This window comes from Bacillus cereus group sp. BfR-BA-01453, assembly GCF_022662915.1.
Classification (GTDB): Bacteria; Bacillota; Bacilli; order Bacillales; family Bacillaceae_G; genus Bacillus_A; species Bacillus_A paranthracis.
In genome coordinates, this window is record NZ_JAKUEN010000007.1 from 114,457 (window position 1) to 134,631 (window position 20,175).

The following is a 20,175-nucleotide window of genomic DNA, read 5'->3' on the forward strand; positions in this document are numbered from 1 at the left end:
AAATAAGGACCTGGCTCATAAAGACATCATTATGTAAAGCCGTTAACTTCCCTACGCTGGTACGAGCCAGATCAGGTCCAAAGGGTTAAGAAGTTCACGCGCTTCTCTCTCAGCCTACGCATACGTTAGGCACCCCTAGTTTATCACTGATTTAATTTTCAATACTTTCTCATCATACACGATAATCTGAAAAATGCAAAGTTTATTTCTTTTGCTCTTTATGGAATCATCCACGTTAAATAATATGCCTGTACATACGTCATAATACCAACAATAATTACGAAGAATAAACTATGCTTCACCGTAAAGCGGAATAAATCAGATTCTTTTCCAGCAAGTCCAACTGCTGCACAAGCAATTGCAATCGATTGCGGCGAAATCATTTTTCCTGTTACACCGCCCGTTGTATTTGCTGCAACGAGAAGTACTTCAGATACACCGACTTGTTGTGCTGTAATCGCTTGTAAATTTGAGAATAATGCATTTGCTGACGTATCAGACCCTGTTAAGAATACACCAATCCAGCCTAAGAATGGTGAGAAGAACGGGAATAGCCCGCCAGTTCCTGCTAACGCTAATGCTAGTGTAGAAGATAGTCCAGAATAGTTTGCGATAAATGCAAATCCTAGTACGAATCCGATCGATAGAATTGGCATTTTAAGTTCATTTAACGTTTCTTTAAATGTCGCTACTGCATCTTTTACACTCATTTTCAAAATCAGCATGGAAATGAGACAAGCAATTAAAATTGCTGTTCCAGTTGCTGATAATACATCGAACTTCAAAATTGCCTCGTAAGGCGTCGGTTTATTTACAATAGGCTCTGCTTTCATTACTAAATTGTGCAAGCCCGGAATTTCAAACTTAAATACAAGACTTTCTAACGCGCCTCCTGGAGCAAATAATGCTTTAAAGAAACTTTGACTCCAAATGACTACCATAACCGTTAACACGATAAATGGAGACCATGCTCTTACAACTTTTCCTATCGTTAATTTCGGCATCGATGCCGCTGTTGTTGCAGCTGCTTCTCTATTTGCTTGCCCTGATTGATAGATTTCTTTCGGTTGCCATACTTTTAAGAACAGCGCTAAACTAACTAAACTTACAAGTGCTGACGTAATATCCGGAAGTTCTGGCCCTAAGAATGTCGCTGTAATGAACTGCGTAATGGCAAACGAACTACCCGCTACAAGTAAAGCAGGCCATGTTTGTCTTACTCCTTTCAACCCGTCCATTAAAAATACGATAAAGAACGGAACAAATAATGATAAGAACGGTAATTGATGTCCAGCCATTTGTCCAATTTTATGTGGATCAATACCTGTTACTTGTCCAGCAACTGTAATCGGAATACCCATCGCTCCGAACGCTACTGGTGCTGTGTTTGCAATTAAACAAAGACCTGCTGCATATAAAGGATTTAGCCCAAGACCTGCAAGAAGCGCTGCCGTAATCGCTACTGGTGCACCGAATCCCGCTGCCCCTTCTAAAAATGCTCCGAATGAAAAACCGATTAAAATAACGAGTAAACGATGGTCATTCGTAATGGATAATACAGATGCACGAATGACATCGAATTGACCTGTCTTCACAGATATTTTATATAAAAATACCGACATAATGATAATCCAAGCAATTGGCCATAATCCGTATAAGAAACCATATCCGGTCGCTGCCATCGCCATCGTGAACGGCATCTTATAAGCGAATAACGCCACTAAAATTGTAAGTACAACTGTAATAAATCCTGCCACATACCCCTTCATGCGGAAAACTGCTAAAGCTAAGAAAAAAAAGATAATCGGAATAAGTGCGACCGCTGCCGAAATCCAAATGTTTCCGAACGGATCATAAACTTGTGTCCATGTGTTCACTGTTCTCTCCCCCTAAAAAATCCCCTTTTAAATAGAATAACCTCATCAATAGACTATCAGGTCATCATACCTTTCAGCCTAAAAATAAAAAAACGTTTAAGAAAACGTTTTCAACAACTTTCATTTATACTGTACCATAACAATTTCTATTTAAAAAGATTTTTTTGAAAATTTTATTATTTAACGAAAAAATCTTACAAAATCGTCATGTTCTTGTAATGTTCATCGATAGAAAGCTTGCCAAAACTATTGCATAATAATAGTATAACAACGGACATTATTTATGAGGTGATATATATGAACGGAAACAAAATATTAGCAGCTTTATCATACTTTAGTGTATTATTTGCCCCTATCTTATTCCCTATTATTGTGTGGATTGTGGGCGATGCGGAAACGAAACCACATGCAAAACGTGCTCTATGGACACACATTATCCCAACGATTGCTTCATTTATTGGGGCCATTGTTTTAGGAATTATGGGTATCGGATCTGAACAGCCGGATGTAACATTCGGAATTGGATCAATCATCGTTTTATGCATCTGTGGAATCATTAGCTTATACTACTTTATTTGGAACATTGTAAAAGGGATTAAAGTATTAAAAGCTTAATTTTAAACAAACGTTTGATTAAAAAAAGACACTTGCAATTGCAAGTGTCTTTTATCTTCTGCGTTTCTTCTTTTTTCTCATCATTTTCTTACGACGCGTATTCACTTTATCCGCTATAATGTGAAGCGTGCTTGCCACAACAATTCCCATTACGAACGTTACAATTTCAACCTCATGTTCCTTCGCCATTTCTATTAAATTCCCGTCAAGCGCGATTACATTTAATAGGAATAAAAACGGAGAAAACACAATTAACATGTATGCAATACGAATCACATCACCAAGTATAATTGTGTGTGTAAAGAAGGAGCGATGCGGCATCACCTTCTTATACGGATACCAAAATATACGCAGGAATCCCCATTTATTATACGCATTACTATACGTATCTAAATCCGGTGTTAAAAATGTAGTACCTACTAAAAAGCCAATTGCAAAAGTTAATAAAAAATCAAAATTTGTTAGTCCATACGAAAAGAGCATAAACAAAACAACCGGAAGGGATATTAAGTTTATTTTCGTATGCGTTCTTCCTGATGGCATAATGCACTTCCTCGCTTACGTTCGCCCTGTCACCATGTGACAGTTCTTACCTATTGATCTAATTTCTGATCGATAAAGGATGTGTCTATATCCGAACCAAACCATTCTGCCAACTTCACTCGCGCCTTATCTTTTACAGCATCATCGACGTATAGCGACGCTTGTAATAATGCAGCCATTAACGCCCCTAAATCATCCGTATAACCAATTCCAGCAACGAAATCTGGAATCGCATCAATCGGTGCAATAAAATAAGCAAGTGCTCCAATTACAATAATTTTCACTCGTTTTGGAACATCTGGTTTCTGCAAAACGTAAAACAACAGTAAACTTGCATAAATAACTGACTGCCCTGCCTGCTTTGCGACATGTTTTACTTTCTTCCAAAATGCTTCAACTGAAAATTTTTGCTCCATGTAAAGGCCTCCCTATTTTTTAAAAGAAATAAGCTACAATATGTTTTCAGTAAAAGTTCATCAAAATTACACATAATCTATCAATGAACTTTCATTGTAACAAACAAACTCAAAAAGAACAAGTGTTCGTTAATTTTTACATATTTCCCTTCATATAATAGGTTTCTAGATAACCACTTACCCATTGTCATTTCTTATTTCTCAACAAGAGATTTTTCACTTTCACTTAACATTCTGCTCTACCTTTGTTATATTTTCTAGTTGACGGACATATAAACGAATGTTAAAGTTTTCTCTGGTAGTGACAAATCTCATACAAAAAATGTAAAATGTTATAGTGTTTCTCAGAAATGAATTTTGTTGTATAATACAGAAATGACGTTATGCTTATGAGTAACACAAGAAACTAAAAGGGTATGCATAGTTATAGTCGTATATGGGTGAATATAGAACCTCTAATTATGGCCAAGAAAACTATGTATTTTTTATTTTAGCATTTTTCGCTCCAAAATCGACCAAGCCTGATAGAGAAAGGGTGGAAATGAATGAAAGAAACCTTGAAATCACAATTTCAAAATGTGCGTTTCACTGCATTCGTAGCTTTAGCCTTATGGTTGAAGACATATCTTATTACACGCACAAGCTTTGATTTAAAACTTGAATCTTTCATGCAAGAATTCATTTTATTCCTGAGCCCATTAGCAGCATCATTACTGCTTGTTGGTCTTGCATTATTTGCAAAAGGGAAAAAACGTAACTATATAGCACTTGGAATTAATTTTGTCTTAACAATCGTTCTTGTTGGTAACGTAATGTTCTACGGATTCTACAATGACTTCGTTACTTTACCAGTACTAGGACAAACATCTAACTTCGGAAGTTTAGGTTCTAGTGTAAAAGAATTGTTTAACTACAAAATTATCCTCGCATTTGCTGATATTATCGTATTCTTCATTTTATTGAAGAAGATGAAGAATTTTGCACCGACAGAACGTGTAGCACGCCCAATGCGTTCCCTATACTTCGTGTCAACAATTGCTATTTTCTTCGCAAACTTAGGATTGGCAGAAGCTGAGCGTCCAGAACTATTAACACGTTCATTCGACCGCGTTATGCTTGTTAAAAACTTAGGTTTATATGTACACCAAGTATATGATCTTGGCTTACAAGCAAAATCAAGTTCACAAAAAGCATTTGCTGACGGTAGTAAGTTACAGGAAACAGAGAACTACGTAAAAACAACGCAAAGCAAACCAGATCCAAATATGTTTGGTACTGCAAAAGGGAAGAACGTAATCGTTGTCTCTCTTGAGTCATTACAAACATTCTTAATTGGTGCAACAGTTAACGGACAAGAAGTTACACCATTCTTAAACCAATTTACGAAAGAAAGTTATTACTTTGATAACTTCTTCCATCAAACTGGGCAAGGAAAAACATCTGATGCTGAATTCTTAGTAGATACTTCCATGTATCCACTAGACCGTGGTGCTGTATTCTTCACACACGGTAACAACGAATACACAGCAACTCCAGAAATTTTACGTCAGCAAGGATACTACACTGCAGTATTCCACGCAAACAACGCAACATTCTGGAACCGTAACATTATGTATCCGGCACTTGGTTATGATCGTTACTACAACGAGCTTGACTATAAGATTACGCCAGAAACGAAATTAAACTGGGGATTAAAAGATATCGAGTACTTTGATCAATCTATCGATATGTTAAAACAAGTGAAGCAACCGTTCTATACTCGCTTCCTTACTTTAACAAACCATTACCCATTCACTTATGATGACAATACAAAATTAATTGATGAATACAATTCTGGCGATGGCGTATTTGACCGTTACATGGTAACAGCTCGCTACTTAGACGAAGCAATGAAACACTTTATTGAACGTCTAAAAGCAGAAGGTATTTACGACAACTCAGTTATCGTATTCTACGGTGACCACTACGGTATTTCTGAAAACCATAACCGTGCAATGGCACAGTTCTTAGGAAAAGAAGAAATTACTGCGTTTGACCATATGAACTTACAAAAAACACCGATGTTTATTCACGTTCCAGGTCAAAAAGAAGGTAAAACAATTTCAAAACCAACTGGTGAAATTGACATTAAACCAACTATTCTAAACTTACTTGGTGTAGATTCTACGAATGACGTTCGATTCGGTCATGACGTATTCTCACCTGATAATAAAGGATTCGTTGTTCTTCGTGATGGTAGCTTCGTTACAGATAAGTACATGTACACGAACAGTACATTCTACGACCGTGCTACTGGCGAAGTTGTACAACTACCAAAAGAAGAATCTCAACCACTTATTGATCGCGCCCAAAATGAATTGAGCATGTCTGACAAAATCATTGAGGGTGACTTACTTCGCTTCTCTGAAAGCAACAAGATCAAAACTGGTGAAGTAAAGACAGCTATTAAAGAAGAAAAGAAGAGCGCTGAGTAATCTCAGCCTCTTTTTTTATATTCCTCCATACAATTACTTATATTCATTAACTTTAACATTACATAACCTTTACCAAATATTCATATAAAATTAATGAAGTATCTCTATAATAAAATATGTAAACGAGGTTCTATATATTTCTTATCTCTCATCTGTAATAAGATCCCTTAAAGAAATATGTGAATCGTTTATTTCTACTTTCTTATAATTGTCTTTCAATATGTTTTGTTTCCATACACAAAACATTCAATAAGACGATGTCCCTATGAAAGATAGCTACCCTCCTTGTGCAGCATTCCATAAGAATGTTGCTTTTTTTTATTTAAAAGCAGGATTCTTATTTCTTATTTTCGAATTTGTATATACGAAATGCTGTAAATCACTACCACTTCTCTACCATTTACAAATACATATACGTCATATGTAAAGAATTACTCACATAAAAATTACTGTAGTGATTTTTATTCCAAATGAATGAAAACTTCACTTTACTTATGCACTTACGAAAGGATGGGACGAAAATTGGCATATGAAAGATTTGTACTTTGGAATGATGCAGTTATTGATACAACGAAACAAAAAACGTACATAGACCTTGAGGAAAGAGGCTTGCAGTTTGGGGATGGTGTCTACGAGGTTATTCGTCTATATAAAGGGAACTTTCACTTATTAGATCCGCATATCACAAGATTATATCGCTCCATGGAAGAAATAGAATTAACACTCCCTTTCTCAAAAGCGGAACTGATTACCCTACTTTATAAACTAATCGAAAATAATAATTTCCACGAAGATGGAACGATTTATTTGCAAGTATCTCGTGGTGTACAAGCTCGTACCCATACGTTCTCATATGACGTCCCTCCAACAATCTATGCCTATATTACAAAGAAAGAAAGACCAGCGTTATGGATTGAATATGGTGTACGTGCCATATCAGAACCGGATACGCGCTGGCTACGCTGTGATATTAAATCATTAAACTTATTACCGAATATATTAGCTACTACGAAAGCGGAACGAAAAGGTTGTAAAGAGGCCCTTTTCGTACGAAATGGTACTGTAACTGAGGGCAGCCACTCTAACTTCTTTCTCATTAAAAACGGAACTCTTTACACACATCCAGCTAATCACCTTATTTTAAATGGCATTATTCGTCAATATGTTCTTTCTTTAGCGAAAACCCTTCGTATTCCAGTACAAGAAGAGCTTTTCAGCGTTCGTGATGTTTATCAAGCGGATGAATGCTTTTTTACAGGAACGACAATTGAAATTTTGCCGATGACTCATCTTGATGGAACCGCAATCCGAGATGGTCAAGTTGGCCCTATCACGAAAATGCTGCAACGATCATTTTCTCAGAGTTTGTTACAATCCAATATGTCATCTTCTTAAACACGAATAATTTCTATCCTTTCTACATTCAATATATGTATTTAAATGGAAATCAAGGTATAGATTTATGCCTTGATTTTTTCTTGTAATCTTTTTGTCATATTCAGATTCCCGCATAAGTCTTGACAGTAATCGACATGCTCTTTAGAATTTTTAACAGTTGGTAAATATTTCTTCACTACATTACAGACAGAAAGGAATCGACAAATTATGAAAAAATACCTTGCCGGTCTTGCGGCAGTGTCTGTAGCAGGAGGAGCAGCACCTACACTTGATAGTGTTCAAGCTGCCCCTGAACAAAATACACAAAAAGCTGCTACAACTGTCCAAGCTTCTGCATCAAACAGCTCATCTTATACGGTAAACGCTAGCGTATTACATGTTCGTGCAGGATCAAGTACTTCTCACGACATCATCTCGCGCGTTTATAACGGTCAATCACTAAACGTGATTGGCGAAGAAAATGGTTGGTACAAAATTAACATGAATGGACAAACAGGCTTTGTTAGTGGCGAATTTGTATCAAAAAATGGTGCGAGCAATTCAAATGTAAGTACAACAGGTGGAAAAAATAAAGTTACTGCTGATGTATTACGTGTACGTACCGCTCCTAACACTTCTAGTTCTGTTTCAGGACGTGTATATGAAGGACAAACATTAAACGTAATTGGTCAAGAAAATGGTTGGATAAAAATCAATCATAATGGACAAGTTGGCTATGTAAGTGGCGAATTCGTATCTGGTGTTTCTTCTAATGCAGGTTCTTCAAACAACAATACGAATAATAACAACCAAGAATCTGTAAAACCAACAAGCGGAAACTATACAGTAAATGTATCTTCCCTTCGTGTTCGTACAGGTCCTAGCACTTCTCACACAACTGTAGGTTCTGTTACAAAAGGACAAGTCGTACAAGTTGTTGGTGAAGTTCAAGATTGGTTCAAAATCAATTATGCAGGCCAAACAGCTTACGTAAGTAAAGACTACGTAACAAAAGGCGGTTCTAGTGATAACGTTACACAAGGAAACAACCAAGATAACAAACAAGAACAAAATAATAATGTAACTGTTCAAACTGGCGGTACTTACGTTGTTAACGCAACATCTCTACGCGTACGTACAGGCCCTGCTACTTACCATAGCGTAATTGGTGGCGTATTAAATGGTACGACATTAAACGTAATTGGCTCTGAAGGTAGCTGGTTTAAAGTTAACTATCAAGGAAAAACAGGCTACGTTAGTAGCGAATTCATGAAATTCGTTAAAGGTGGCACTACTACTCCTGAGCAACCAAAACAACCTGAACAACCTAATCAAGGTGCAATTGGTGACTACTACATTAATGCTTCTGCCTTAAATGTACGTAGTGGTGAAGGTACAAATTATAGAATCATAGGCGCACTTCCACAAGGACAGAAGGTTCAAGTAATCTCTGAAAACTCTGGATGGAGCAAAATTAACTACAACGGCCAAACTGGTTATATCGGCACACGTTACCTTTCTAAAACACCAGTTGGTGGCGCAGTAGATAATAAACCTAACAACAACCAAAATAACAATCAAAACAACAACAATAATAATAACAATACAAGCAATAATAGCGGTGACAGTTCTTCCGTACTTGCATATGCAAAATCAATGCAAGGTGTACCTTACGTTTGGGGCGGAACTTCTGCTACTGGTGTTGACTGCAGTGGTTACATCTACCACGTATTTAAGAAATTTGGTCATAACATTAGCCGTCAAAGTGTTGCAGGATATTGGGGTAGCCTACCACAAACTTCAAATCCACAACCAGGTGACTTAATTTATTTCCAAAACACTTATAAATCAGGTCCTTCTCATATGGGTATTTACCTTGGGGGTGGATCATTTATCCAAGCTGGAGATAAAGGTGTAGCAATCGCTTCATTAAGCAACTCTTATTGGAGTAAGCACTTCTTAGGTTATACGAAAGCACCTTAAGTTATATTTTTAGAGCCTTCTAGATTACTAGAAGGCTCTTTTTAATGTGTATAACCTATTTCCTTAAAAAAATAATGTATCTATTTTCCTATTTCATACACTATATTCTACAATAATGATCCATAACGTTATCATAATGTATATTTTTACATAAAAAACATAACCTATTTCATGTCTAATCATTTCATATGTGTTTTTTTGAAGAATTTTCTTTTTATTTAAACTTTTCGTTAGACGTTTGACCTCTGATGTCCATTATGATAAGTTACTTAAGATGTTATATTTGCAGAAGTATAGACAACTGTTTTATACATTTTTTTACTATGAGGAAGGAGCATACACTGCATGAATCTTTTATGGGGAATTGGCGGCGTGATTGGAGTATTAGCAATCGCTTTCTTACTATCTTCCAACCGCAAAGCTATTAATTGGCGCACAATTTTAATCGCGCTAGCATTACAAATGTCATTTTCATTTATCGTATTACGCTGGGATGCCGGAAAAGCAGGTTTAAAACACGCTGCAGATGGCGTTCAAGGATTAATTAATTTTTCTTACGAGGGAATTAAGTTCGTTGCTGGGGATTTAGTCAACGCAAAAGGACCTTGGGGATTTGTATTCGTTATTCAAGCACTACTTCCAATCGTATTTATTAGTTCATTAGTAGCAATCTTATATCATTTCGGTATTATGCAGAAATTTGTTAGTATCATTGGTGGCGCATTAAGTAAACTTCTTGGAACTTCTAAAGCAGAAAGTTTAAACTCAGTAACAACTGTATTTTTAGGACAAACTGAAGCTCCAATCTTAATCAAACCTTACTTAGCACGTTTAACAAATAGTGAATTCTTCGCTATTATGGTAAGCGGTATGACAGCTGTTGCTGGATCAGTTCTTGTCGGCTATGCAGCAATGGGTATTCCGTTAGAACACTTATTAGCAGCAGCAATTATGGCAGCTCCATCAAGTCTATTAATTGCGAAACTAATTATGCCAGAAACAGAAAAAGTAGATAATAACGTTGAACTTTCTACAGAGCGTGAAGATGCAAACGTTATTGATGCAGCAGCACGTGGTGCATCAGAAGGTATGCAACTTGTTATTAACGTAGCAGCAATGTTAATGGCTTTCATCGCATTAATCGCTTTATTAAATGGCCTATTAGGATGGATTGGCTCTTGGTTCGATATTAAACTTAGCCTTGATTTAATCTTCGGTTACTTACTATCACCATTTGCAATTTTAATCGGGGTTTCTCCTGGTGAAGCCGTACAAGCAGCAAGCTTTATCGGTCAAAAACTTGCAATCAACGAATTCGTTGCATACGCAAACTTAGGACCACATATGGCAGAGTTCTCTGCAAAAACAAATCTAATTTTAACATTCGCAATCTGTGGATTCGCAAACTTCTCTTCTATCGCAATTCAATTAGGTGTAACAGGAACATTAGCTCCTACTCGTCGTAAACAAATTGCACAATTAGGGATTAAAGCAGTTATCGCTGGTACACTAGCTAACTTCTTAAACGCAGCAGTTGCAGGTATGATGTTCCTATAAAATAAAGCAAGTCCCCTCTTTCTAAAGAGGGGACTTTTTATTTTCTTAGTATATATTAAATACTTTATGCCGAAATATAAAAACATTATGATACAATAATTATCAAGTCTGTTTATTTTTTTCTTACAAAAGAGGGATACTACTTATTGTTGCTCTCTCAAAAAGAATATAGTCATCCGGTCTATTTCTTAATAATTGCGCATACTACAAGTATCCTTGTATGAATTATCTTTAAGGAGGAAAGTTTTGTGAAAGATAACTTCTATAAAGTCCTCTCTATGTGGATTTTACAAATTTTATTTTATTTTACAACTGTACATGTAACGCAATATGAGCATGCTCTCATTTTTACAATTATATATGTAATTGTTAATGTACTATTTCTATTTTTGCCTGATAAAACTGCATTTATTTTCTTCATATTAGGAACCATTATTTCGGTATTCTACCTATTCTACCAAGCATGGCTTTACTTATGGAGTACATCAGAACAATGGGAATACATTATTACTCACTTCCTAATGGCAGCAAATTTCTTCATTGTATATATCTCCACTCATCTATTAAAGAAGGTTATTCATGAAAATAAAGAATTAACCGAACGTGTGAGAACGTTAGAACAATACATCGGAGAATCGAAATTATTAACAAGACAAGAATTTGAGAGACGACAAGCATTATTAATCAATGCAATGAATCGTCGTAATGAAACAGGCGTTATGATTTATTTTGATTTCACTTCCTTTAGTAAATATACAAAGGAAAGTGTTATGGACCGTGTAGCTTCCTTATTAGTTGAAACGGTAAGAGCTGACTTTGACCTTGTTGCTGAGTATGATAACAACACATTAGTCATTTTATTACAAAATACAAATGAAGCGGGTGCCGATATTGTAATGAACCGTCTACAGCCTAAAATGGAAAAATGGCTTGCAGATGAGGCTATTCAAGACATCAAGATTAAACGAGAACAAATCGCTACAAAAGGACCGAAGTTATTATGATGACACTCGTTATACTTCTTTTATTCCTTCTATTTTGCGTACTCGTTTTTTGGATCAGCATCACATTTTCAATTAAGTATGTACTTATTTTTACAGCCTTTCTATTCTCTGGCTTACTCGTTTACTATTCTTTCTTAACACTCGCAGGTTTAGTTCACCGAAGTAGGAAACAAAAAGACCGTACGCTAGAACATTACCCAAGCGTCGATATTTTAATACCAGCTCACAATGAAGGCGTCGTGATTAAGGATACTTTAGAGGCGATGGCAAAGATTGAATATCCAGGCAAACTAACTGTTTATTTATTAAACGATAACTCGCAAGATGAGACACCTGAAATTGGTGACGATTTTGACAAAGCTTATGCTCATATTCGTCACATTCGTGTTCCACCTGGTGAACCAAAAGGAAAATCACGTGTATTAAACTATGGCCTTAGTATTTCAGATGGTGAATACTTCTGTGTTTATGATGCAGATAACCAGCCTGAACCACATGCACTGCGAATGCTTGTAGAACACGCTGAAACAACCGAGGATGCTGTTGGAGCTGTTGGGCATGTTCGTACTGTAAATGAAAAAAGAAACTGGCTAACACGAATGATTTCGTTAGAATTTCAAATCTTCCAGCTCCTTATGCAATCCGGACGCTGGTTACTATTCCAAACAGGTTCACTAACAGGAACAAACATGCTTCTTCGTCGCGCTGCATTAGAAGAGCTTGGCGGCTATGACCCTTATGCAATTGCTGAAGATGCTGAATTAACATTACGAATTACACAAAAAGGTTATCTCCTGCCAATCGTTCCAGAGTCAATTACATGGGAACAAGAACCTGAGCATTTAAAAATCCTTATTAAGCAGCGTACACGTTGGCTTCAAGGGAACTTGTACATTTTAGAAAAAATGTTTTCTTCATTAAGTTTCTTTAAAGGAAAACTGCTCGTCCATTCTTTACAACAAGTTTTAGTGTATGTTGTATTTTGGTTATTCTTAATCATTTCGAACGTTTGGTTTGTAATTGGGTTACTCGGGATATTCCAAATTCAATATAGCATTCCACTACTATTTATGTGGTATGTCGCATATGTTACATATGTTTCTCAATTATTTAGTGCCCAAAGTGTGGAACGAACCTTTACACCAACTAATATTTTTATTAGTGTTATCATGTACTTTACGTACGCACAGCTCTTTACGTACTTATTCATTCGTAGCTTAATTTTATACTTACGTGCAAAAAGCAAGAAACAAGTCATTGGCTGGGATAAAACTGTTCGATTCAAAAAAGATAAATAATAAAAATAAGCACAGAGCGCCGTATGCTCTGTGCTTATTTATTGCCGTATAAATTATATATCAGACAATACCCCTTAGCTGAAAGTAATTTCACGTCCATCCCCCAACGAACGATCGACCTTCATTTATATACGAAAAAGTGATTGCTATTTTTGTAGAACCAATTGCTTCTCTTGCTGCTCTTTGCGCGTTTCAGTCTTAGGTTCCGTGCTTTCTTGGACACTACGATGTGCCACACGTTTCAAACAAATATGCTTCCACTTTCTTTCGTAACGTTTCATTATTCTAGATGTCCCCCTTGAATGCGCTTTAAAACTATTTGAAATCGCTTACAGGAAATAATATAGCACATATATATAAACGTGACAACACATTTCCGACAATTTTTTGTCAAAAATACGAATAGAATTTGCAAAACATCGAACATTGTCGAAATATATCGATTTTCATTCATATAAAAGGCATACTACTAATATAGTAAAGTATTTTATTTCCCTTACTTGCAGTTCAAGTTCCTTCTATATAAAAAAAGAGCTGATACATAATCAACTCTTTTTCCTTCTATTATTTATGACGCTTCATACGCCCTTCTTTTTGTAACTCTTTAAATAATGCTGCCATCATAAAGAAAATAACGAAGACGAATGGGAATGCTGCAATGATAGCTGCCGTTTGTAAGGCTTCTAATCCACCTACATATAATAAGATAGAAGCTAGAGCAGCTAAAACGATACCCCAGATCATTTTAATGCGATTTGGTGGATTTAAACTACCATGTGTCGTTAACATCCCTAAAACGAATGTCGCTGAATCTGCAGATGTAATAAAGAATGTAGAAATAAGAAGAATAGCTAGAACAGATAACGCTGATCCAAAGCTTCCCATCTGATCAAACATGGCGAATAATCCTACTTCTGTTCCCATCTCTTTAATTTTTTCAAAGATATGTGCATCACCGAACAGTTCCATATGAATACCAGTCCCGCCGAAGACTGAGAACCAAAGAGCACCAATTATTGTCGGTACGAGTAACACACCGATAACAAATTCACGAATGGTACGCCCTCGTGAAACACGAGCAATAAATGTACCTACGAATGGTGACCATGCAATCCACCATGCCCAATAGAAAATTGTCCATGATTGAATCCATTGATTTCCGCCTTCATCTAATGGACTTAATCGGAAACTCATACTTGGCAATTCCTGAATATAAGAACCGATTGTCGAAGTGAAGTAATTCATAATAAAGTTTGTTGGACCTGCAAACAATACAATAATCATAAGTGCAAACGCAAAAATAATGTTTGTATTACTTAAATATTTAATTCCTTTATCAAGACCTGTTTGAGCAGATAACATAAATAACACTGTTACGATTGCAATAATGACTAACTGCGTCGTTAATGAGTTCGGGATAGATGTTAAATAACTAACACCACCGGCAATTTGTTTTGCGCCAAGACCTAATGATGTTGCCACACCAAACACAGTCGCGAAAACAGCTAACACATCAAATAAATGAGCAATACGTCCATGGTCCCCGCCTTTAAATAACGGCCCTACTGTCGCACTAATTGTACTTGCTTTTCCTTTTCTAAAAGTAAAGTAAGCAATACAAAGCGCTACAAATGCATATAGTCCCCACGGATGTAATCCCCAATGGAAAAATGAAAAACGCAGAGCAAGACGCGCACTTTCCTCAGTTGCACCTTCTCCAAACGGAGGCGCGTATAAATGGTTTAATGGTTCGGCAACGCCCCAGAAGACTAAGCCGATACCCATACCAGCACTAAATAACATAGCAAACCATGTCATATAACTATAATCAGGCTCGTCATCATCTTTACCTAAACGAATAGAACCGTATTTCGAAACAATTAAAAAGATAGACACACCTAAAATAATAGAAACAGAAATAATATAAAACCATCCAAACTTACTAACTAATGCAGTTTGAATTGCGGTTGTTACATTTCCTAAGCTACCTTTTCCGATAATAGATTCGGGAATAATCCCCCAAATTGTAAATGCAATACATAATGTTAATGAAACGATGAATGTTTTTGTCAGTTTCCTCATCAAATCCCCCTTCGTAGGTTTTACTTTTATAAATAACATTAATTCCGATATGTAAAATCGGATAGAAAACTATAATTTTGCGGTGATTTTTTTACTTTCACCTTCACCAACTAGAATTCTGATGGACAGCCTTACCTTCCGTATAATCTTTTCACTCTGCAAGAGCTATAAGATCGAAATACTGCTGTCAAATTGTGCGAGAAAAATGCGGATGGGAATGTATTTTCCCAAAAAAGGATGTGTTACAGATGTAAAAAAGGGCATTTTTCTTCCTTGCAACCCTTTCTCTTTGTAACAATTATGCGGTTTTTTTGCTAGTATATAGCACGTGTTTATAGTTTCACAAACGAAATGTTTATGTTTATATAACTATATTACCCATAAAACGGTAAAATACTCAAGGAATGTAATCGTTTAGTAAACATCATGTAACACTCCTGTAATATTTTTATTTACGCCGAAAACAATACGTTGTATTAAATATTTTGAATATAAGTAGAAACCTACTAATTATATAGAATGAAAAACGCTTTCCTATATTTTTTGTTATATTACAGCATGTTAACGACTTATTACGAATGGTTTGTAATTGTGTGTTTTCCCGAAATCCGAAAAAATCTGTTGCTATAATGAGGACACGAAAACAAACGCAATGGAGGCTATCATGAAAAAATTAATTGGAATAGCAACAGCAGCAGTTTTTGGTCTTGGGATTTTCACATCATCTGCTAATGCAGAAACTGTTGTAACAACAGACGTACTAAATGTACGCGAAAACCCTACTACTGAATCAAAAGTTGTCGGTAAATTACTAAACGGTAATAAAATAGATGTTCAAAATACAGAGAACGGATGGTCAAAAATCACTTTAGATGGTAAAGACGCATTCGTAAGTGCAGAGTTCACTAAAAGCATCTACTACGTAACAGCTAACGTATTAAACGTACGTGCTGAAGCGAACACAAACTCAGAAATTCTTGGAACGTTAAAGAAAGACGATATGATTGAAACAACGAACCAAGTACAAAATGAGTGGTTACAATTCGAATATAACGGGAAAACAGCTTATGTTCACGTTCCTTTCTTAACAGGTACAGCACCTGTTATCGAGAAACAAGAACAACCAGCTCCTGCTAAAACGCAAGCACCAGCTAAAGCACCTGCAGCACAAGCTGCTAAGCCTGCTGTAAAAGCTGCTGAAACTAGCACACCTTCTGGTGGTCGTGAGTTAACAGTTGTAGCTACAGCTTATACAGCTCATCCGAGCGAAAACGGTGGCACATATGGCGGCCGTGTATTAACTGCAATGGGTCATGACTTAACGGCGAACCCAAACATGAAAATGATCGCTGTTGACCCGAAAGTAATCCCATTAGGATCTAAAGTATGGGTAGAAGGTTACGGAGAAGCTATCGCTGGAGATACTGGCGGTGCAATTAAAGGTAACCGTATCGACATCCTACTTGGATCAGATAGCGCTGCTCAAAAATGGGGACGCAAAACTGTTAAAGTGAAAATTTTAAAATAACCAATGACTGCTAAGGCCAGTTCTCTTTGTTGAGAGCTGGCTTTTATTTTTTTATAATAGTTATAAGGAGGCTATACTCATGAATGTACAAGCAAAAGTAGACTGGATCGGTACACCAAAACCGTATATATATAAAGATGAAGTAACATATGACGCTACTTCTATTGATTTTTCACTCGCTGGCGACGACAATCGCTATAAATTAATTGTGCTCAAATCTGAAGAAAATACACATTACAAATTTGTCCAATATGGAATCAAACCCGGCTCACAAAAACCGTTCCCTATCGATATTCCATTTGAACAAAATATGTTACCAATGATTGAACAAATATTACGTGATCCATATGTACAAGCGATATTAAAAGAGACGCGCTCATAATTGTAAAAAAAATATCCACGGTTTGACACGAAATATTGAGTTAGCTACAAAATAAAAGAGGCTGTTCAAATATTGAACAACCTCTCTCATATTAACGAGTTGGACCAGATACTTCCTCTGACTTAAGCGTATTATTCGCTCCAAGAGAATGGTACAATATCTTTCCATTTCCATTCACAGTAACGATATGATCATTATTAAAGCTTTTGAACTTCACAGAGCCATCACCGTAACGAATATGATACTCTTCATATGTCGTTACTTTATATTTCGTAGCACTTTGACGCTCTACATTACGAATTTCCATTGTTAATAAATCTTCTGTAATTCCTTTTTTGTGTAAATACTGTATATAATCACGGTCTTCCTTGTACGATTTCCCGCTCTTATCATAATTATTTTCAATTAGGCTAAAATCATTTAATGAAATCGCACGCACATTATCATAAAGATGATTTCGTACAAAGTCGCCGACAGCCGAACTTGATGTTTCTTTCGGGAATTTTAAGTAATACGTGCTCTGGTCTCCGATTTTAACACTTTCAGATTTCATCACACCAAAATCAGTAGTTTTCTCTAAATGTACTTCTACTGTTTCATCTGTGGATACAGGACCAAGCTTATAACTTCCATAGCTTAATTTTCCACGTTTTTTTCCATTCACAAATACAGTTGCATCATTTTCATCAGAAGAAATGGTTACATACTTTCCTTCTAATGATAATGTCACATCCACTTTCGCCTCTTTTTCATCTGCCAAGTCCACTTCTTTTTCTGTTTCTAACTCAGTTAGTTCCGTCTTCGCTTTTGCCTTTACAACGTAAGAACCAGGGAAATATGGACCAACTTCTTTTGAAGTTTTATCACTCGATAACTCTGTCTCTTTCTTATCATTCACATATATTTCAGCGCTTTTCGCAGTTGTGCTTACATTCATATAATAAGATTTCATATTAAATTTATATTTCGGATATAAGAACCATTCTTTCCCGTCTTCTATAATTTGACCATCTTTAAATGATGCTTTATCACTTGCTAGTTTTTGATCTACTGTCTCTCTTTGTAAATAAGATAGCAGTTCTTTATTATAAGAAGGATTTTCTTTTAAATAACGGATATATCCTTTAATATCGTCAACTTTCACTTTCAAACTCGGATCATCTACTTTTACAAACTCATCAATTGCATTCGCATCTTTCTTTTGGAATGCTTCAATCATAGCATTGACCTGCTTTTCTTTTGAAAACTTACTTGCCCCAAATTTATACGCACCAAACAATATAGCAAAGATAACAACAAAGCCTATAAGTAACATTATATTTTTCTTACTTTTCACTGGCTTTATTTCTCGTTGTACTTCTGAACGAGAAGAAGCTGCCTGATCAGCAATTACATCTACCTTACTTCCACACTCGGAACAAAAGTTCAAATGATCCGCAACTTGTTTATTACATTTCCCACAAAACTTCAAATGGCTCTCCCCCTTATTTTTTTCCTAACTTCATACCTGCGAATGTTAATGCGTACGAAAGAAGAAAACTCCCTACCATTAAATACAGCGTGCTACTTTGAATAGAGAACAATGGTCCGGAAATCCCAGCAAATTCTTTCATAACTTCTTTACTCCCTGAGGCCTCAATATGAATTTTGGCCAACCCATTTACACAAAGCATCATCACAGTATACACCGCACTAAACACAGCAATAGTTACGTACATATTTTTCATTGGATATTGAGCCAATTTCATCCCCGCTCTAAATAGTAAAATGCATGGTAGTACAATTAATAACCCCCACCAGTGCATGTAGGAATTGAAATCATCAATTTCTTTTACTCGTTTAAGATTCGCTCCATTAGCGATTTCCAGATCTTTTAATGACGTACCATTTATTGATATTCCTGACGTATAAGATAGATGCAATGGGCCTTTTTCCATTGAGTATCTTCTCATTTCTCTATCCATATCTCCCCATTCAATTGCTGTTGGAGCAAAGTGAGCCATATTCCACATGTATGGTGTTGCTTCTAATGAAATGAATGTTTTATATGTTTTCTCTGGAAAATCAATTGGTCCCACTGACTTTGAACTGCTAAATAAAATTGTAATAAGTATAATACCAAATGTAATAAGCAATCCTTTTAATACAGTTACGACACTATAATAAATAGATGTTGCATATGGAATACTTCGACTTATAGAAGATAATAGACGGTGTGGCCCGGCTTGAATACACATACCAATAAAGGTAAATAATAAACCAAATACAATGCCATACAATAAACTACTAACATGTGAATAACCAATACTGATTGTCATCGTTTTATAGAATTGAGAAATTGTCGTAGAAGAACCTGCAATAAAGCTAACAATACACAAGAAAATTCCATATACGATACCGATAACACTCGATGTTAGTAACTTCTCACGCCAAATAGCAGAAGGGTTGCTTTTCTCTACAAAGAATCCAATTCCACCTAATATAAGTGCCGGAATTGCTAACAAGATGAACAATGGGAAATGAAGGATAAATGACATCGTATATGCCCCGCTCCCACTAACTTCAAGGCCTATTAAATGATACATTAAAATTAATGGTGCTATGCCAATGAAAGATTGATTAACAGTAGTCTCATTCAGCATACCGTCCATCTTTGTGAGCATCGTTCTCACTAGATCGTTAATCGCCGCATCGACAACTAAGCTACCAATCCAACCGGCTATAAACATACATATGATTGCAAGCCCACCACCAAGTAAACCTTTTTTCAAAGTGCTTCCAGAGGGACTTACATGCAATTGTAAACTTTCGTCTGGTAATCTCGTTTTCATTTCTTTTTTTATAATACCTAATAAGGAATCCCCGCATTTCTCACAATATGTAGCGGTCCCTTTACTTTCCACTCCACAAGTTCGGCAATACTTTGAGTCTTTCGGTGCTAACGTAACTTCACTTTCTACACTACCTGTACTTGATCCATCATGTGTACAATAATTCGCTACATCCGATTGTTCTAAACCACAAGTTTTACAATACATG

General features: G+C 36.1%; 15 protein-coding genes and 1 riboswitch. Of the genes, 9 read left to right on the forward strand and 6 right to left on the reverse strand.

Features of this window, described 5'->3' with window-relative positions:
* Positions 1 to 31 precede the first annotated feature (31 nt).
* Positions 32 to 147: riboswitch (TPP riboswitch) on the reverse strand.
* Between the two features lie 71 nt (positions 148 to 218).
* The gene (gene lldP / locus MR070_RS15965) at positions 219 to 1,877 is read right to left on the reverse strand and encodes an L-lactate permease (RefSeq protein WP_242261610.1); all 1,659 of its coding nucleotides are present in this window, start codon (positions 1,875 to 1,877) and stop codon (positions 219 to 221) included.
* Between the two features lie 297 nt (positions 1,878 to 2,174).
* Here lldP and MR070_RS15970 point away from each other — a divergent pair, with 297 nt between their 5' ends.
* Positions 2,175 to 2,492, forward strand: coding sequence for a magnetosome magnetite crystal formation protein family (locus tag MR070_RS15970; protein WP_001014102.1), 318 nt, complete (start codon positions 2,175 to 2,177; stop codon positions 2,490 to 2,492).
* A 51-nt stretch (positions 2,493 to 2,543) separates the two neighbouring features.
* Here MR070_RS15970 and MR070_RS15975 read toward each other — a convergent pair whose 3' ends face one another.
* Together MR070_RS15975 and MR070_RS15980 are read right to left on the reverse strand one after the other, a co-directional pair.
* Positions 2,544 to 3,035, reverse strand: a complete 492-nt coding sequence (locus MR070_RS15975) for a metal-binding protein (protein WP_001139083.1) — start codon at positions 3,033 to 3,035, stop codon at positions 2,544 to 2,546.
* A gap of 50 nt (positions 3,036 to 3,085) precedes the next feature.
* On the reverse strand, positions 3,086 to 3,451 hold the full coding sequence (locus MR070_RS15980) for a YkvA family protein (protein WP_000435501.1): 366 nt from the start codon (positions 3,449 to 3,451) through the stop codon (positions 3,086 to 3,088).
* 545 nt (positions 3,452 to 3,996) lie between these two features.
* Here MR070_RS15980 and MR070_RS15985 point away from each other — a divergent pair.
* The 6 genes from MR070_RS15985 to MR070_RS16010 all read left to right on the forward strand — a co-directional run bounded on the left by MR070_RS15985 (position 3,997) and on the right by MR070_RS16010 (position 13,144).
* A complete protein-coding gene (locus MR070_RS15985) occupies positions 3,997 to 5,925 on the forward strand; it encodes an LTA synthase family protein (RefSeq protein ID WP_000665331.1) in 1,929 nt (642 codons plus the stop codon).
* Positions 5,926 to 6,435: 510 nt separating this feature from the next.
* Positions 6,436 to 7,320, forward strand: a complete 885-nt coding sequence (locus MR070_RS15990) for a D-amino-acid transaminase (RefSeq protein WP_001998631.1) — start codon at positions 6,436 to 6,438, stop codon at positions 7,318 to 7,320.
* Positions 7,321 to 7,530: 210 nt separating this feature from the next.
* Positions 7,531 to 9,285, forward strand: coding sequence for a C40 family peptidase (locus MR070_RS15995; protein ID WP_242261611.1), 1,755 nt, complete (start codon positions 7,531 to 7,533; stop codon positions 9,283 to 9,285).
* 345 nt (positions 9,286 to 9,630) lie between these two features.
* Entirely contained in the window at positions 9,631 to 10,842 is a 1,212-nt protein-coding gene (locus MR070_RS16000) for a NupC/NupG family nucleoside CNT transporter (protein WP_242261612.1), read from the forward strand.
* A gap of 248 nt (positions 10,843 to 11,090) precedes the next feature.
* A complete protein-coding gene (locus tag MR070_RS16005) occupies positions 11,091 to 11,846 on the forward strand; it encodes a GGDEF domain-containing protein (protein ID WP_242261613.1) in 756 nt (251 codons plus the stop codon).
* The gene (locus tag MR070_RS16010; protein ID WP_000988770.1) at positions 11,843 to 13,144 is read left to right on the forward strand and encodes a glycosyltransferase family 2 protein; all 1,302 of its coding nucleotides are present in this window, start codon (positions 11,843 to 11,845) and stop codon (positions 13,142 to 13,144) included. The genes MR070_RS16005 and MR070_RS16010 overlap by 4 nt, the downstream gene beginning before the upstream one ends.
* Before the next feature lie 564 nt (positions 13,145 to 13,708).
* On the opposite strand, the gene opuD is transcribed toward MR070_RS16010, so the two are convergent.
* Positions 13,709 to 15,226, reverse strand: coding sequence for a glycine betaine transporter OpuD (gene opuD / locus MR070_RS16015; RefSeq protein WP_001229108.1), 1,518 nt, complete (start codon positions 15,224 to 15,226; stop codon positions 13,709 to 13,711).
* A gap of 664 nt (positions 15,227 to 15,890) precedes the next feature.
* On the opposite strand from opuD, the gene MR070_RS16020 reads away from it, so the two are divergent.
* Both MR070_RS16020 and MR070_RS16025 read left to right on the forward strand, forming a co-directional pair.
* Positions 15,891 to 16,754, forward strand: a complete 864-nt coding sequence (locus MR070_RS16020) for a cell wall-binding protein EntA (RefSeq protein WP_242261614.1) — start codon at positions 15,891 to 15,893, stop codon at positions 16,752 to 16,754.
* Between the two features lie 79 nt (positions 16,755 to 16,833).
* Positions 16,834 to 17,136 (forward strand): DUF3910 family protein, encoded by a 303-nt coding sequence (locus tag MR070_RS16025; RefSeq protein WP_001102522.1) that lies wholly within the window; start codon positions 16,834 to 16,836, stop codon positions 17,134 to 17,136.
* A gap of 91 nt (positions 17,137 to 17,227) precedes the next feature.
* Here the strand turns inward: MR070_RS16025 and MR070_RS16030 are convergent, their stop codons facing one another.
* Both MR070_RS16030 and MR070_RS16035 read right to left on the reverse strand, forming a co-directional pair.
* On the reverse strand, positions 17,228 to 18,607 hold the full coding sequence (locus tag MR070_RS16030; protein ID WP_000666871.1) for a zinc ribbon domain-containing protein: 1,380 nt from the start codon (positions 18,605 to 18,607) through the stop codon (positions 17,228 to 17,230).
* Between the two features lie 13 nt (positions 18,608 to 18,620).
* On the reverse strand, positions 18,621 to 20,174 hold the full coding sequence (locus MR070_RS16035) for a hypothetical protein (protein WP_242261615.1): 1,554 nt from the start codon (positions 20,172 to 20,174) through the stop codon (positions 18,621 to 18,623).
* Position 20,175 lies beyond the last annotated feature (1 nt).

What these genes read in the sequence shown, in the direction of transcription:
- MR070_RS15975 (WP_001139083.1), bottom strand. Translation starts at nt 3,035, where the DNA reads ATGCCATCAGGAAGAACGCATACGAAAATAAACTTAATATCCCTTCCG.
- MR070_RS16035 (WP_242261615.1), bottom strand. Translation starts at nt 20,174, where the DNA reads ATGTATTGTAAAACTTGTGGTTTAGAACAATCGGATGTAGCGAATTAT.
- MR070_RS15985 (WP_000665331.1), top strand. Translation starts at nt 3,997, where the DNA reads ATGAAAGAAACCTTGAAATCACAATTTCAAAATGTGCGTTTCACTGCA.
- MR070_RS15970 (WP_001014102.1), top strand. Translation starts at nt 2,175, where the DNA reads ATGAACGGAAACAAAATATTAGCAGCTTTATCATACTTTAGTGTATTA.
- MR070_RS15980 (WP_000435501.1), bottom strand. Translation starts at nt 3,451, where the DNA reads ATGGAGCAAAAATTTTCAGTTGAAGCATTTTGGAAGAAAGTAAAACAT.
- MR070_RS16025 (WP_001102522.1), top strand. Translation starts at nt 16,834, where the DNA reads ATGAATGTACAAGCAAAAGTAGACTGGATCGGTACACCAAAACCGTAT.
- MR070_RS15995 (WP_242261611.1), top strand. Translation starts at nt 7,531, where the DNA reads ATGAAAAAATACCTTGCCGGTCTTGCGGCAGTGTCTGTAGCAGGAGGA.
- MR070_RS16010 (WP_000988770.1), top strand. Translation starts at nt 11,843, where the DNA reads ATGATGACACTCGTTATACTTCTTTTATTCCTTCTATTTTGCGTACTC.
- MR070_RS16020 (WP_242261614.1), top strand. Translation starts at nt 15,891, where the DNA reads ATGAAAAAATTAATTGGAATAGCAACAGCAGCAGTTTTTGGTCTTGGG.
- opuD (WP_001229108.1), bottom strand. Translation starts at nt 15,226, where the DNA reads ATGAGGAAACTGACAAAAACATTCATCGTTTCATTAACATTATGTATT.
- MR070_RS16000 (WP_242261612.1), top strand. Translation starts at nt 9,631, where the DNA reads ATGAATCTTTTATGGGGAATTGGCGGCGTGATTGGAGTATTAGCAATC.
- MR070_RS15990 (WP_001998631.1), top strand. Translation starts at nt 6,436, where the DNA reads ATGGGACGAAAATTGGCATATGAAAGATTTGTACTTTGGAATGATGCA.